The sequence below is a fragment of the Baekduia sp. genome (assembly GCF_035996765.1).
In the GTDB taxonomy this organism is placed as follows: domain Bacteria; phylum Actinomycetota; class Thermoleophilia; order Solirubrobacterales; family Solirubrobacteraceae; genus Baekduia.
Genome location: NZ_DASYJG010000057.1, coordinates 1 through 15,281, shown reverse-complemented (window position 1 = coordinate 15,281; position 15,281 = coordinate 1). Strand labels below are relative to the sequence as shown.

General features: G+C 67.5%; 11 protein-coding genes, 1 tRNA gene and 1 pseudogene. 6 read left to right on the top strand and 7 right to left on the bottom strand.

The window, feature by feature from the left end; translation table 11 throughout:
* Positions 1 to 25 precede the first annotated feature (25 nt).
* Entirely contained in the window at positions 26 to 214 is a 189-nt protein-coding gene (locus tag VGO10_RS13080; RefSeq protein ID WP_327468975.1) for a hypothetical protein, read from the bottom strand.
* Positions 215 to 227: 13 nt separating this feature from the next.
* The gene (locus VGO10_RS13075) at positions 228 to 1,790 is read right to left on the bottom strand and encodes a 3-hydroxyacyl-CoA dehydrogenase NAD-binding domain-containing protein (RefSeq protein WP_327468973.1); all 1,563 of its coding nucleotides are present in this window, start codon (positions 1,788 to 1,790) and stop codon (positions 228 to 230) included.
* A gap of 35 nt (positions 1,791 to 1,825) precedes the next feature.
* Here VGO10_RS13075 and VGO10_RS13070 point away from each other — a divergent pair, with 35 nt between their 5' ends.
* Positions 1,826 to 2,245 (top strand): hypothetical protein, encoded by a 420-nt coding sequence (locus VGO10_RS13070; protein WP_327468971.1) that lies wholly within the window; start codon positions 1,826 to 1,828, stop codon positions 2,243 to 2,245.
* Entirely contained in the window at positions 2,242 to 2,727 is a 486-nt protein-coding gene (locus VGO10_RS13065) for a hypothetical protein (RefSeq protein ID WP_327468969.1), read from the top strand. Before VGO10_RS13070 ends, VGO10_RS13065 begins: the two co-directional genes overlap by 4 nt.
* Before the next feature lie 205 nt (positions 2,728 to 2,932).
* Here the strand turns inward: VGO10_RS13065 and VGO10_RS13060 are convergent, their stop codons facing one another.
* The 4 genes from VGO10_RS13060 to VGO10_RS13045 form a co-directional block, all read right to left on the bottom strand.
* On the bottom strand, positions 2,933 to 4,609 hold the full coding sequence (locus tag VGO10_RS13060; RefSeq protein WP_327468967.1) for a hypothetical protein: 1,677 nt from the start codon (positions 4,607 to 4,609) through the stop codon (positions 2,933 to 2,935).
* A 189-nt stretch (positions 4,610 to 4,798) separates the two neighbouring features.
* A complete protein-coding gene (locus tag VGO10_RS13055) occupies positions 4,799 to 5,359 on the bottom strand; it encodes a CoA pyrophosphatase (protein ID WP_327469058.1) in 561 nt (186 codons plus the stop codon).
* A gap of 10 nt (positions 5,360 to 5,369) precedes the next feature.
* On the bottom strand, positions 5,370 to 5,774 hold the full coding sequence (locus tag VGO10_RS13050; RefSeq protein WP_327468965.1) for an OsmC family protein: 405 nt from the start codon (positions 5,772 to 5,774) through the stop codon (positions 5,370 to 5,372).
* 22 nt (positions 5,775 to 5,796) lie between these two features.
* Positions 5,797 to 7,074, bottom strand: coding sequence for a DUF1015 domain-containing protein (locus VGO10_RS13045; RefSeq protein WP_327468963.1), 1,278 nt, complete (start codon positions 7,072 to 7,074; stop codon positions 5,797 to 5,799).
* Positions 7,075 to 7,127: 53 nt separating this feature from the next.
* Here VGO10_RS13045 and VGO10_RS13040 point away from each other — a divergent pair.
* A tRNA-Pro gene (locus VGO10_RS13040) sits at positions 7,128 to 7,201 on the top strand.
* A gap of 479 nt (positions 7,202 to 7,680) precedes the next feature.
* Here the strand turns inward: VGO10_RS13040 and VGO10_RS13035 are convergent.
* Entirely contained in the window at positions 7,681 to 8,370 is a 690-nt protein-coding gene (locus VGO10_RS13035) for a hypothetical protein (RefSeq protein ID WP_327468961.1), read from the bottom strand.
* Between the two features lie 1,040 nt (positions 8,371 to 9,410).
* Here VGO10_RS13035 and VGO10_RS13030 point away from each other — a divergent pair.
* The 3 genes and pseudogenes from VGO10_RS13030 to VGO10_RS13020 all read left to right on the top strand — a co-directional run.
* The gene (locus tag VGO10_RS13030) at positions 9,411 to 11,498 is read left to right on the top strand and encodes a hypothetical protein (protein ID WP_327468959.1); all 2,088 of its coding nucleotides are present in this window, start codon (positions 9,411 to 9,413) and stop codon (positions 11,496 to 11,498) included.
* Positions 11,495 to 13,864, top strand: a complete 2,370-nt coding sequence (locus VGO10_RS13025) for a hypothetical protein (RefSeq protein ID WP_327468957.1) — start codon at positions 11,495 to 11,497, stop codon at positions 13,862 to 13,864. Before VGO10_RS13030 ends, VGO10_RS13025 begins: the two co-directional genes overlap by 4 nt.
* A gap of 59 nt (positions 13,865 to 13,923) precedes the next feature.
* Positions 13,924 to 15,281: pseudogene (locus VGO10_RS13020) on the top strand (hypothetical protein); the annotation flags it as partial.

The window sequence follows — 15,281 nt, the reverse complement described above, 5'->3', positions numbered from 1 at the left end:
CGGCGTGAGGTGGGTGGCCGCTGCGTCAGAGGAACAGCAGCGCGACGCCGTTGATGATCGCGAGGCCGATCATGACGGCGCCGAGCAGGCGCCAGCGAGCGGGTGGCTGGCCGTCGACGATCTTCGAGGGGTCGGCTTCGAGTCGCCGCGCCTGCGCGAGGAACAGGAAGGCCAGGAGCAGCCAGACGATGATGAGGAAGATGGCGAGGGCCATGGGCTCTAGTTGATCACGGCTCGCCGTGGTCGTGCTCGAAGTGCTCGTGCTCGTGGAAGGCGGTGATGCGGCGCAGGAGTGGGGCGGTGCGGTAACGCTCTTCGCCGTACTCCTCGCGGAGGCCGTCGAGGACCATCACGATGTGGTCGAGGCCGATCTCGTCGGCCCATGCGAGCGGGCCGGTCGGGTAGTTCATGCCGAGCTTCATGCCGGCGTCGATGTCGGCGGCGGTGCCGATGGACTCACCGACGGCGAAGGCGCACTCGTTGATGACCTGGGCGATGATGCGGCCGAGGACGAGGCCGGGCGCGTCGGCGACCCAGGCGGTGGGGAGGCCGAGCGCGGAGAAGAAGGCCTCGGTGCGCTGCGCGGCGACGTCGGCGGTCGCCTCCGTCTGCGTCAGCTCCACCAGCCCGACGGGGGAGAGCGCGTGGAAGCCGGCTGCCGCGGCGCCCTGGTCAAGCGCCTGCAGCGCACCCTCGGCGCAGAGCAGCGCGCGCGGCGCGCCCTGCAGCGGCGCCGCGTCATCCTCGGGCGGCCCGCACTCGAGGATCAGCCACGGCACGGCGCCGTCGGCCTCGTTGGCGACCGTGAAGCCGGCGTCGTCGGCCAGCGCGCGGAGCTCGTCGGCGATGGGCAGGAAACCGCTGATCAGCACCGGGCCGTCGACGCCCGCCGGGACGCCGGGCTCCGGAGCATCAGGATCCGCAACGCGATGCGGCGTGCCGTTGTCATAGGTGTACCAACCCTGGCCGGTCTTGCGCCCGAGCCGTCCGGCGTCGACCATCTGCGCGCTCAGGGGCGACGGCCGCCAGCGCGGCTCGCCGAAGCTCAGCTCGTAGAACGACTTGGCGACCTCGAAGCCGACGTCGATCCCCACCAGGTCCTGCAGCTCGAACGGCCCCATCCGGAAGCCTGCGGCGCGGACGATCGCGTCGATCGTCTCGACATCAGCGATCTTCTCCTGCAGCAGTCGCAACGCCTCGAGCCCGAACGGGCGGTTACAGCGGTTGACCAGGAAGCCGGGCCCATCGGTCGCCTCGATGACCCGGCGGCCCATCGCCTCGCCCGCCGCGCGCGCGACCGCCAGCGCTTCCTCAGAGGACTGCAGCCCTGCGATGAGCTCGACGAGCTGCATCAGCGGCGCCGGGTTGAAGAAGTGCAGGCCGACCACACGCGACGGGTCGGCGGCGGCGCGTGCAATTGCGGTGATCGGGATCGACGAGGTGTTGGACGCCAGCACGGCGCGCGGTGCGATGTGTGACAGCGCAGCGAAGAGCTCGTGCTTGACCTCGAGCCGCTCGGGGGCCGCCTCGATGATCAGCCCGCACGGCGCGAGCTCCTCGAGTGCGCCCGCGACCTCCAGCCGCGTCGCGATCACGCCGGCGTCTTCGAACAGCACGCCCTTCTCCACCAACTTGACGATGCCGGCCCGCGCACGCTCGACACCGGCGGCCGCTGCGCCCTCGACCGCGTCGAACAGCAGCGTCCGCGCACCGCCCTGCGCCGCAAGCTGCGCGATTCCCGATCCCATCGTTCCGGCTCCGACCACGCCGATCACCTGCGGTGCGCTCATGTCCGGCAGCTTGCCAGGTCGTAAACTCGCGCTCCGTGGACCCCTTTGCGGTCATCATGATCGGCATCGTCGGCGGGATGCTCGTCGGCTTGGTGCTGCTCGGCCTCTTTCACCCGCGCTCGGGGGCGCAGACGCTCGACTGGAAGCCGACGCGGTCGGTCGAGCAGGAGATCCAGAACGAGATCGACGACCTCGATCAGATGCTCGAGGCCGCCAACGCGCGCCGTCGTCAGCGCGGGGCGCCCGAGCTCACCGAAGAGGGGATTCGGGCCACCGTCGGCTCCGACCTTGCCGAGACCATCAAGCGCCGCGAGGAGCACCTCGCAGAACTGGAGGTCGTCCAGATGCTGGACGCCAAGAACGCGCGCCGCCGCGCGAAGGGCCTGCCGGAGATCAGCGTGGAGGAGTACCGCGCACGGATCCTCGGCGAGGGCGGGCGCGGGGGTCAGGCGTGAGGGTCCTGCTGGTGGGCGGCGGCAAGCCCGGTCTCGCGCTCACGCGCACGCTGACCGCCGACGGCCATGCCGTGCGCTTCGTCACCCGTCACGAAGGCTTCCGCGGCGACATCGAGGCGGCCGGCGGCGAGTGCTACATCGGCGACCCCGACCGGATCGGCTCGCTGCGCTACGGCCTGGACAACGTGACCGTGCTGCTGTGGCTCATGGGCAAGGCGCCCGCCGGCGACCTGCATGGCTCGCGGCTGACCATGATGATGGAGCGCACGATCGACACGACCGTGCGCGGAGTCGTCTACGAGGGGACCGCGGACGGTGCTGCGGAGATCGCGCGGATGGCGGAGTACAACGAGATCCCGCACGCGATCCTGGATGCGGCGCGCGATCAGGAGGACACTTGGGTCGCTGCGGTGCTCTCGGCGATCGACGGGGTCCTGCTGACGCCACGCGGCAGCGCGACCTCAGCGGTCCCTGCCGATTGACAATGGGCCGTCATTGGCTGCCTGGCCAGTGACAATCGGGAGATACGACATTAAGGGGCGTTGAACTCCCGTTTCTGGTGATTGCTTCGGGAATCACACTGGAGTAGCGTCCACGGTTGTTGGACCCTTACTGGTGTGCTGCTCCCGGTAAAGGAAGGCGCGGCGGCGGCGACGGCCACCGCCGCGCGTTTGCCGGGGCGCGTCGTCAGCTCCGCCGGCGGCCGCGGACGATCACCACGGCGTTGGCGGCGAGGCCGAGCAGGCCGAGGATCGAGATGATCCGGCCGCCCACGATCGGCAGGGTCCGCGCCTCGCGGATGGTGATGTGCGCCTTGCCTGGGGTGGCGTCGTCGTCGACCTGGAGTGCGAGGTACCAGTAGGGCTGCCATGTCGATCTCAGGGGCGGTCGCGCCCAGCGCCCCACGACCCTCGCGCCCTGGATGTCGACCATCGGCGCGATGGCCATCACGTCCATGTAGATGACCTCACGAGGGCGTGCCTTGACGGTGACATCCAAGCGGTCTCGGTGGGCGTCCTTGCGGGTGAAGACCACGACCTGCGCCTGCTCGGGCGGCCGTTGCCTGACGCTCACGTCGGCGAAGTCGCCGGTGCTGAACGTGGCGAGGTTGTCGATGCTCACGGGGGCGGGGATGTCAGCGCGTGGGACGTTACCCACCTGCCTGAGCGCGCTGAACACGCTGTACGCGAGGATGGGGAGCAGCAGCGCGGTCAGCCAGCGGTGCCTGCCGTGCCCGATCAGCGCGAGCGCGGCGATCACGGCACCGCAGATGCCGAGCAGCGCGAAGGTCTCCAGCCGGTAGCTGTACTGGATCATCAGCCACGGGTCGGGAAGCGCCGAGATGAGCCGGGGGTGCGTCATGACGACGAGCACGGCCACGGTCACCAGCGAGATGACCGCCAGGGTCCGTGCCCAGGCCTGTCGCCATTGCCGGTGGACGACAACGGCGGCGAGCAGCACCCAAGCGATCGCGAGCACCGGTAGCGCAGCGCTGAAGGCCGAGCCGGGAAACGGCGTGACGCGTCCGACCGAGAACAGGTGCTTGGCGTCGATCGCAGGGTTCACGGTGCGAGCCGAGGCGCGCCACTCGTCGATCCGGTGCGCGATGACCGTGTGGGAGTAGTAGGCGAGGTCGGGGAGCAGGTACCAGGCGTTGACCGCCATCGCCGGCACGGCGATGGCCAGCACGCGAAGGAGGCCGCGCCGGGTGACCATGTGGCGTGCCTGCGGCACGCCCGCGAGCAGCGCCAGCGCAGCAAGACCCAGGACCGTCGTCGCCCACAGCAGCGTGAGGTTGTGGGTGCCGCCCAGCACTATGGTGGACGCCGCCAGCGCCGCGGCGGGACCCGCGCGGAGGCGATCGGCGCGCAACACGCTCAGCGCCGACGCGAGCAGCAGCGGGAGCATCGCCGTCGCGACGGACTCGGTCAGGTCCTCGCGGACGTCGACGTTGGTCAGCACATACGGTGCCGTGACGTACAGGATCGCTGGTGCGTGCGCGTGCCACGAGCGCACGCCGGCCATCCGCGCCAGCCACAGCCAGCCGCCATAGGCCGCGGCGAGGGCGAGCGCGTAGACGATGGCCTGCGCGGCCGTGGGCGAGCCCACCAGGAGTGAGATCGCGCCCGCGATGGCGAACAGCGTCCCACCGTAGAACGCGAAGACCGCGTAGAAGATCCCCGAATCGGAGTACACGAAGTGCGACGGGAGATAGCCCTGGCGCAGCGAGTCGGCCTGATGCCCGATGAACCCCGCGTCGGCCGCGGCGTCGCCCATCAGGTACTCGGTGTCGCTGATCAGAGGCCAGACGAGCAGGATCAGCAGCGCGCAGACCGCGAGCGCCATGAGCACGGCCTGCGCCATCGGCGGGATCGTGATGCTCCGGCGGGGGAGACGCGATGATGACGCCCAGCGCTGCGCGCGGCCGACGCCGGCAGGCCGATCGTCTGGCGGCGACGTGCGCATTTGAGTGACCGTAACCAGTCAGCGGCAGTGCTCGACGACGTGCCCTGAGCCAGTCGGCAGGACGCGAGGTTCGCGTGCGTTGCCGAGTCAGGCCGCGGCGCGGCGGTCGAGCCGCTCGAAGAGGTCGGCGAGCATCCGTGCGGTCGCGCCCCACACCAGGTGGTCGCCCACCACGTAGGTGTCGGTCCTGAACGGGACGCCGCGGCGCGTCAGGCGGCGGCGCGCGTAGCCGGCGCGCAGCTCTGCGAGGGTGAGTTCCAAGACGAGCGCGACCTCGGCCTCCTCGGGCCGCCACGTCTGTCCGGGCTCGATCAGCCCGACGAAGGGGTAGACGGCGTAGCCGGTCGCGATCGTCGGCGTCGGCTGCAGGGCACCGATCAGCTCGACGCCGCTGGGCTCCAGGCCGATCTCCTCGTGGGCCTCGCGCAGGGCGGTGGCGCACAGGTTCGCGTCCTCGGGATCCTGCCGGCCGCCCGGGAACGAGATCTCACCCGGATGGCGGCGCAGGTCTTCGCGCCGGCGGGTGAGCACGACCGACGGCTCGCCGTCGGCGTTGAGGAACAGCGGGACGAGCACGGCCGCGTCGGTGCGGCCGTGGACGTCGAGGGCGGCCGCCTCGACCGGGTCGAGGAGGACGCCCTCGAGCAGCTCGCGCAGGTCAGCGCGCGAGCGTGACGCGTTCGATCCGCTCGTCGAACATCACCTCGCCCTCGAGGGTCCGGTGGACGGGGCACTTGGCGGCGATCACGCGCAGGCGCTCGACCTGCTCGTCGCCCATCGTGTCCGGGAAGCGCATCACGAGGTTGAAGCGCGTGGGACAGCCGCGCTCGGCCGGCGTGTAATCACAAGCGACCTCCACGTCGCCGACGTCCCAGCCCTTGCGCTTGGCGTACATCTCCATCGTGATCGCGGTGCACGCGGCCAGCGAGGCGGCCAGGATCTCCTGCGGGCTGGGGCCTTGATCCGAACCGCCCTTGTCGGTCGGCTCGTCGATGGTGAACTGGTGGTCGCGGATCCGGACGGCCTGGCGCAGGCTGCCGGACCGCGTTGCGGTCGCCTTCATGCCATCGATGATGGCACGCGGCTCACGCGAGTGGGTTGAACAGCAGTCCGGTCGGGACCTTCGGGTAAAAGAACGTGGACTTCGGCGGCATGTTGACGCCGGCGGCCGCGATCTCCTGGACCTGCTTGACGGGGCTGCCGCGCAGGAAGAAGGCGCAGTCGTAGGCCTTGGACTGGACGAGTTGCAGCGCCTCGTCGTCGGTCCGCGAGTAGCCGAGGCCGTCGAGGTGAGAGATGTCGTCCTCGGTCATGCCGAGGACGCCCTTGAAGATTAGGGCCTCGAGGACGGCGGTGTCGAGGTGACGGTAGGGCTCGGGGTAGTCGGCCAGGGCGGCGTCAGCGAGGGCCTGGTCCTTGAGGACGAGGCGGTAAGGCTGCTGGTGGAAGGAGTCGAGGTAGCCCATGGTGAGCGGGGTGGGCGGGCCGTCGGGTTCGTCGGGGGGACGGAGCTCGGCGGTCTCGATCGGCGTGACGTCGAAGTGCTCTCTGAGGTACTTGCCGAGGCGTTGCTGGATCTCGGGCGTCTTGACCTTGTTGAGCAGTCGGTGGGTGGGGAAGATCGTCAGGCCTGGGTCCTGCAGCGCGACGAGGCACATCAGCACGTAGCGATGGTCGCCCTCGCCGCCGATCTCCTCGGCGTAGACGCGCGCGGTCTCGTAGCGGTGGTGGCCGTCGGCGATCAGGAGCTCGGTGGGGTCGAGCGCCATCTTCACCCGCGCGATGGCCCCACCGTCTTCGATGCGCCAGAGCTTGTTCAGCGTGCCGTCGGCGTCGGTTGCGGTGCCCCAGGGGTCGCTGGTGAGGTGGGGCTCGAGCGCGGCCCAGGCGGCGTTGGCGGGGTCGTCGTAGAGGCTGAAGATGGGGGAGAGGTTGGTCTGCGTCGCGCGCGTGAGACGGAGGCGGTCCTCCTTGGGGCCGGGGTGCGTGCGCTCGTGCGGGCGGATCTTGCCGGGGCCGTACTCCTCCACGCGTACGCGCGCGAAGATGCCGCGGCGGGTGAGCTGCCGGCCGTCGGGTCCCGTGTAGTCCTGCTGGAGGGCCCAGAGGGCGGGCGTCTGGTCGCGGGCGACGGCGCCTTGGCGCTTCCAGAGGTCGAGCAGGCGCGCGGCCTCTTCGTAGGCGTCGCCGCCGAGCGGGGGCTCCGGCAGGTCGATGTTGACGACGTTGTGCGAGGAGCGGGCGGCCAGGGCGGCGCGCTGCTCGGGGTCGATGACGTCGTACGGCGGCGCGATCACCGATTGGAGGGAGCCGACGACGCCGAGGTCGTAGCGGAGGGCGCGGAAGGCTTGGACGTCGGCCATGGGTTTGCGAATCTACCGGTGATCGGGCGTTCGCCCACTAGACTCGGCTGGGACGGGACGTAGCGCAGCCTGGTAGCGCACCTGCTTTGGGAGCAGGGGGTCGCTGGTTCGAATCCAGTCGTCCCGATCTGGAGGCCCGGTGGTGTGCGCCGGCGGCGCAGGTGAACCCGCTGAGTTTCACTATCACTGTGAGGTGACAGTGTAAGGTAACACTGTCAGGTGACTCGGCTCGCCGCGCGCCGGATTTTGGAGAAGCGCCCGTTGTGCCGCGGGGCAGGGATCCTTAGCAATAGCTCTTGCCCACCGCGTACGGCGATGAGTGTGCCGTCTTTGCAGGGAGTTCTCGCGCGTCAGTAGGTCGACCCGACCTGCGTGCTGCCGTCGCGGCGGGTTTCGGAGGTTGACACTTTTTCGGCGGCGGCGTACTACTGGTGGTGTTGGTGCGTTGGTCTTGCGGCTGGTTGGGGATCGATCGGTGTTGCCGGCTGGCGCTGTGTTTTGAGGGAAGGAGCCGTGCTCGAGTTTGGAGCGGGTTGGTTGGTCTGCGTTGTCGCGGGATCCTGGCGGTGGCAGACCCGAATTATGTAGGGCCCCGAGGCGCGTCGCTCACGTAAAGGCTGGCGCTGGCGGGACCGAGCCATTTATCCCGGCGTTGTTGCCGGGACTCACAAGGAGTTTTGAGATGAAGATGTTGTCGAAGAAGAGCGTTTTGCTCTTTGCCGGAGTTCTGTCGTTGTGCGCGTTTGCGTTGCCGGGCGTGGCGTCGGCCGCCAGCTGGTTTGTCGACCCGGCGGGCGGTTTCCCGGTGACTGCGGTCCTTGATTCGCCCAATCCCGATCCCACCACGGGTCGTCTTTCGTTCACCACGGCGGCGGGTGCCGGTTCGACGTGTGCGGTCGCGCAGTTCGATGTCGATATCAGGAGCTCTTCGGACGCGATTGTCACTAACGCTGGGTTCCAGAACTGCATGGGAACGCAGTTGGCCGTCAACTGCACTGCGACTCCCGTGGCGAACCAAGCGTCGTTCCCGTGGACTATCACTAACACCACGACTACCAACGTCACTATCCACAAGATCGACGTGACGGTCCACTTCGAGAACACTCCGGGCAACGCGACGGCATGTGCCACCCCGATCACTGTCAGGGTGACTGGCAACTTGGAAAACGGCAGCTGGAACAACACGGGTCGCGAGGTCACGTTCACGAGCGCACCGGGACCGTTTGCCCACGGCATCCCTGGTGCTCCGAACTCGCCCGTCACGGTCAGCGGGACTTTGGCCAGCACTAACCTCAACGTGACTATGAGGGACTAGGAACCACTGGTCGGTTGGCCTAGGCCTGCAGGGCTAAGGCCTGTGTCGTGGATGTGGTGCTGGGGCCGCCGGGATCGGCGGCCCCAGCGTCGTAGCTGATCCTGGGACGCTCATGCTGATCTGCCCTGGGCACCGCCATAGTCTTGAGAACGGATCGGTTTCTATAGCAGGGCATCGGCGTATGGTGGATTGCGACTTGACTACAGGAAACGGATTCGTGTAGGAATGCAATTTACGTGCAGTTGGATGCCGTGCGTGGGGTTCGGGAGAGCCGGGGTTTGGGTCCGTGTGGGTTGATGATGAGGAGTTGGTGTTGAGCGTTTTGGTTGTGGGGTCGCGTGGTGGGTTGGGGTCTTTGGTTGTTGGGTCGGGTCGTGGTGGGTTGAGGGTGTTGGTTTGTGCTTGGGTGATGTGCGTGGTGTTGTTGGTGGTGTGTGGTGGCGCGTGGGGGTCGGTGGGGCATGGGTTTGGTGGTCAGTTTGGTGGGGCTGGGAATGGTGATGGGTTGTTTTCGGGTGGTCCGTTGGGGGTTGGGGTGTTGGTGGGTTCTGGGGATGTGTTTGGGGTGGATCCGGGGGATGGGTCTGCGGATCCGCGGGTGGAGCGTTTCAGTGGCGCGGGGGTCTTTGAGTCTGTGTTTTCGCTGAATGTGGTGGGTAGTTCGTTGTATGCGTTGCCGGGTGGGTTGGCGGTTGATTCTTCGGGGGCTGGCGCGGTGTATGTGTCGGCGTATGAGACGCCGGCTTATAGCGGGGTGGTGTTGAAGTACTCGACGGCCGGGACCTTGTTGTATGCGTTGGATGCGTCGGGGTCTGGTACGACGATCAATGGTGGGGCAGCGGTGGCGGTTGATCCGTCAGATGGGTCGGTGTACGCGTCCGCGACCTTGACCGATGGCAGTGGTGGGCAGGTGGTTGATGTCTTTGATGGGGCGACCGGGTTGTTTGTGTCGTCGTTTGATGGGGCGGATGCGGGTGGGTTTGCGTGTCCGTCGGAGTTGGCTGCTGATGGTGCGGGCAGTGTGTATGTCGCCGAATCGTGTCTGGGGCGCGTCAACCGGTTCAGCACGTCGGGCGTGCTGGCTGCGTCGTTTGCCGACAGCGCCGGCGTCGTGGCCGGGGTGGCGGTCGACCCGGGCTCGGGTGAGGTTTATGTCGCGGGCTTCGGCGCGACGGGGTTGCAGGTGACCGAGTTCGGTGCGGGTGGCGGTGCGGTGGTCGGCCGGTTTGACGCGCCTGAGGTGGGTGCTTTGTATGCGATGGCGGTCGATCCGGGTTCGGGGACGGTCTTCACCGCTGACTACGCCAACGCGGTGGTGCAGCGCTACACGAGTTTTGTCGGTCCGACGGTGACCACGACCCCGGTGTCGGGGGTTGGTGCGGGATCGGTGACGCTCAACGGCGCGATCGATCCCGGCGGGGTCAGCTCGAGCTACCACTTCGAGTGGGGCCTTGACACGTCCTATGGGACGAGCACACCTGTTGCCGATGCCGGCAGTGGCTCGGGCGCGGTTCCGGCCTTGGCGGTGGTTTCGGGGTTGCGGCCCAACACCGGTTATCACTACCGGATCGTCGGTTCCAATGGTGCGGGCTCGATCACCGGTGATGACCTGGCGTTTACGACGGCCACGACGCCTCCGACGGTTGATGGCAGCCCGTTGGTGACCGAGATCACCCCGACCAGCGCCAATGTCCATGGCACGGTCAACCCGGGTCACAGCGACACGACCTTTTATGTCGAGTACGGCACCGACACCACCTACGGAACCTCGACCACCCCTGCGAGTGCGGGTGGGGCGGATGCTGCCGGCCCGGTCGCCGCGTCTCTGACCGGCCTGCAGCCCGGGACGGTCTATCACTACCGGATCGTGGCCGACAACGGGACCGGCGGCCCGCAGCACGGCACGGATGGGTCGTTTGTCACCGCGCCGGCCGCGCCGGCCACAGCGTCTGATCTGACCACGCGTAAGGCGACGTTGACCGGCACGGTCGATCCGCATGGTGTCGCGACGTCCTATCACTTCGACTACGGCCCGAGCACCAGCTACGGGGCCAGCACCGACGAGACCCAGGCAGGATCGGGTGACGCTGAGCAGGCCGTCTCCCAACCGGTCAGCGGCCTTGATCCAGGGACGACCTATCACGTCCAGCTCGTCGCGACCACCGACGGGATCACCCACACCGGCGCCGATGTCACGTTCACGACCGCGCCCGCACCGGTCGCGACCGCCGCTGAGGCGACCGCCGTCACGACCAGCACAGCGACGGTGGCCGGGACGGTCGACACGCATGGTCTGGTGGGCAGTTATCACTTCGAGCTCTCCTCGCTAGACAGCGCCTACACGGTCGCGACGGCCGAGCAGGCCGCCCCAGGTGGTGTGGGTGTTCATGGGGTCAGCGCTGCTGTGGATGGGTTGCCGGCCGATGAGACCTTCGCCGTTCAGTTGGTCTTGTCTAGCAATGACAGTGTCGATTACAGCGATCAGGTGACCTTCAGCAGCCCGGCGTTGCCGCGGGTGTTCCCGGCGCCGCCGCCACCCTCGGCGCTTTATGGCTGCACGGCACCGGTGCTGCACGCGTTCAACGCACATCCCAAGCCCGCAAGCACCGTGCAGATCACCGGTGCTGATCTCGGGGTCGGTGGCACCGTCACCCTCGGTGACCGCAGCCTGACCCCGCAGGACTGGACCAGCAGCGGGTTTAGGGTCGAGATCCCCACCGACGCCAGAGGGACGCTGGGGTTGACGGTCAACTGCGCGACGGTGTCTAACACGATCGCCATCGCGGTCTACCAGCAGCCGGCCAACACGTTCACGATCACCAAAAAGACGGTTGCCGGCAACACCGCGACCCTCGCGGTCAAAGTCCCGGGGCCGGGCAAGCTGCAGAGCACCGGTAGCCACACGACGGCGACCACGACCAAGATCGCCAAGGCCTCAACCAAGACGATCAAGATCAAACTCACCAGCGCCGGCGCCAAGACCCTCCACAAGACCAACAGCGCCAAGCTCAAAATCGCTGTGAGGGTTCGTTACACCCCCACCGGCGGCCTACCCCACACCCAGACCACCACCCTCACCTACACCCGCAACACCAACGGTCACGCATGACCACCCCACACACCACCACCACCACCACCACCGTTCCTGTCCCCGCCGCACCCGCCAAGGACCCCAACATGACCCCCACCACCAACCCCACCCCACCAAAGGACCGCGACCTCCCCCGCCGCCGCCGTGCGCGCAACGCCGTCATCGCTGGGATCGCCGCCGCGATCGGCAGCCTCGCCATGACCGCTGGGCCCGCCGTGGCCGATGACTGTCCTAACGCCACCCTGCGCGCCCAGAACAACTCCACCAGCCTCCCCGAGTGCCGCGCCTACGAGCTGGTCACCAGCCCCTTCAAAGAAGGCTTCGCGATCGTCAACCAACCCACCTACACCGACAACGCCGTCGCATACACCTCGCTCGGCAACTTCGCCGGCAACGGCATGGGCGCGTTGGGCAACCAGTACGTCGCCCGGCGGACGGCCACCGGCTGGCAGACCACCGCGTCCAACCCCTCCGGGCCGGATTACGTCAGCAGCTTCAGTGCCCGCGGCGGTGCCGAGGCGCTGTCGGCTGATCTGGGCTCCTCGCTGTGGCTCATGCGCCGCACGAATCAGTCGGACGATCTGATGGACTACTACCTTCGTACCCCTGATGGGGTCTTCACCCGCATCGGCCCCGCGGCCAACCCTGCGACGCGTCCGCCCGGATCCCCTGGAACCGGAAGTCCTTTTCCTCTGGACTCGCCCGGTGTACCTAACGTATCGTCGGATTTATCACATGTCGTTTTTGGCGTCCCGCCTACGGTTGCGTTTCCTGGCGATTCGTCCACCGGCACGATTTTGTATGAGTATGTGGGGACCGGCAACGATCGCCCGCGCTTGGTGGGTGTTGACAACACGGGAGCCCTGGTGAGCACGGGGGGGACGTGCGCGAACGGAATCTCAAACGACGGCCGCGTCGTCTTCTTTCAGCCCCCATGTGGGGGGACGGTTTGGGCGCGGATCAACGGTACGACGAGCATCCACATGTCGGCTTCTGCGTGCACGCGGGTGTGCACCGGCTCTGATGACGCCGGTTTCCAGGGTATGGCGGTGGATGGGTCGCGGGCGTTCTTCACCACGAGCGCACAGCTGGTCGATGGTGATACCGATCAGACCAGTGACCTCTACGCCTGTGACATCCCGCCGGGCACACCGGCGCCGGTCGTGCCCTTCAACCGGTGCGCTGCGTTGACCGAGGTGTCGGGCGCGGCGACCGGCGCTGATGTCCAGAACGCTGTCGGCGTCTCGAAGGACGGGTCGCGGGTGTACTTCTTTGCCACCGGGGTCCTGGCCTCCAATCACGGCTTCCATGATGCCGCGGCGGTCGCCGGTGATCACAACCTGTATCTGTGGCAGAAGGACGCGGCGCATCCCAGCGGTGAGACGGTGTTTGTCGGCAAGGTCGACCTGAGCTTCTCAGCGGTCTCTGACGACGGGCGCTATCTGGCGTTCTCGACCTCTGACGCGTTGGTGACCGCCGGTCCGGGCGCCGACACCGACACCGCCGCCGATCTGTACCGCTATGACGCCCAAACCGAGACCATCCAGCGGCTCTCGACCACGACCTCCGGCGCTGGGGGCGACCAGGCGGGCGCCGATGTGGTCTTCAACGGCCCCCGAGCGATGGCGGCCGACGGCCGCACGCTGGTCTTTCAGACCAGCGAGCAGCTAGCACCACACGACACCGACACCGCCTCCGATGTCTATGAGTGGCACGACGGGCAGGTCTCAGCGATCACCACCGGCGGAGCGCAGGAATCGGCGATCTCCCCCTCGGGTAACAATGTGTTCTTCAACACCAGCCAGCCGCTGACCGCGGCAGACAGCGACACCAACTTCGACCTCTACACCGCACGCATCAACGGCGGGCTGGACCTCACCCAACCCACACCCTGCACCGAAGACCAATGCCGAGCAGCCTCAAGCGCACCGCCCGCGCTGGCGACCCCGCCACCGAACGTGTCTGGAGGTGTCGCGGTTCCGGATGTCGATCCGGTGTTCTCGTTGCGGGCGGTGACCGTGGCTCAGCGCAAGCGCCTGGCCGCGACGGGAAGGGTGACGTTGACGGGTGCGGCCAACACGCCCGGGACGGTGAGCGCAACGGCGACCGTGACGATCGGCGGCAAGTTGGTGGGGGTTGGGTCGGCTCGGCGGGTGATGGCCGCGCCTGGCACCTTCAAGCTGAACCTGGAACTGTCAAAGAGGGCCCGAACCCAGTTGGCGGCCAAGGGCAAGTTGGCGGTCAAGATCACGGTGCGTGACTCCAAGGTCGCGCTGCCACGGTCAACGACGCTCAAACTCACCCACGCCAAAACCAAGAACCGAGCAGCTAAGAGCTCGCTGGTCGCCGGTGCGGCCATCGCGGTCGGGAAGGTGCCGTCATGAGGCGCGCCGGCTCCCATCCCGATCCCCTGCCGATGTTGAGCGCGAGAGAGACGAACCCCATGCCCTTCCGTGTTGCCGTTGCCAAGTCTCTGCAGTTGCTTTTGCTCGTGATCTCTGTTGCGCTGCAGTATTGGGCGGTCGCTCAAGATGCCGCTTCGGGGCAGGCCCAGGCTCCCGTGTTGACGGTCGCGGTCACCCACAGCCCGGCCATCTTCCTTCGTGGGGACACGGGCGATGTCTACACGTTGACGGTGACCAACACGGGTGATGCCGCGACGTCGGGCACGATCACGCTGACCGACGCCCTCCCGGCAGGGGTCAGGATCCGCCGCTTGTCGGCAAACGGCCTCAACTGCCCGAGCTCCGTGGAGTTGATCGCGAGTGCGTCGATGGTGTGCACGACCGGTGCCGTGTTGGCTCCGGGTGATGGGTTGTCGGTGCAGTTGTTGGTGGCGACGGCGACGGATGCGCCGGATTCGGTGGTCAATGTGGTGTCGGTGTCGGGTGGGGGTGCGCCGGATGCGCCGTTCTCTGACGCGGTGCCGGTGGCCGATCGTCCGGTGTTTGACGTGTTGGATTTCAGCGCCCAGTCGTTGGATGGGTCGGGTCAGCCTGACACGGTCGCGGGTGGTCATCCCGATCAGGCGACCACGCAGTTCGCGTTGCCCACCTACTCCGCTGATCAGCAAACGGCCTCTCGTCCGTATCCGGTGGAGGAGGTCAAGGATGTGGTGACCGAGTTGCCGGCGGGGTTTGTCGGTAACGCGGCGGCGGCTCCGCGGTGCAAGCTGACCGATCTCCAGCCGGCCTTGCCGTCGTGTCCGTCGGCGAGCATCGTCGGGCAGCTGGCGCTGGAGACGGCCGGTCAGTCAGCGGCTGAGTATCCGGTGTACAACATGGTGCCGGAGCGGGGGTATCCGGCGGAGTTCGCGTTCAAGGTGTTGAACAACGCGGTGGTGTTGTATCCGAAGCTGCGGCCGCGGAGCGGGCAGTATGGGGTGACGGTGGTGTCGCCGGGCGCGGATCGGATCTGGATCACGCGGATCAGCGCGCGGTTGTATGGGGTGCCGTCGGTGGGGAATGGGTCGGGTGGTGCGCCGGTGCCGTTTTTGTCAGATCCGGCGGATTGCCTGGCCGCGTCGCCGGTGACAAAGCTTTTTGTTGATTCTTGGTTGCATCCGGGGCCGGTGTTGGCTGATGGGTTCCCGGTTGTGGGGGATGGGCGGTGGAAGTCTGCGGTGTCGCCGGCGCCTCCGGTGACGGGGTGTGACGCTGAGGGGTTGGCCTCGCAGTTTCAGCCGGCGATCGATCTCCGGCCGACCCCTGGTTCGGGGAGCTTGCAGGTTGATGCGCCGTCGGGGTATCGGGTTGATCTGAGTTTTGCGCAGTCCAATGACTCGACGGATCTGTCGACGGT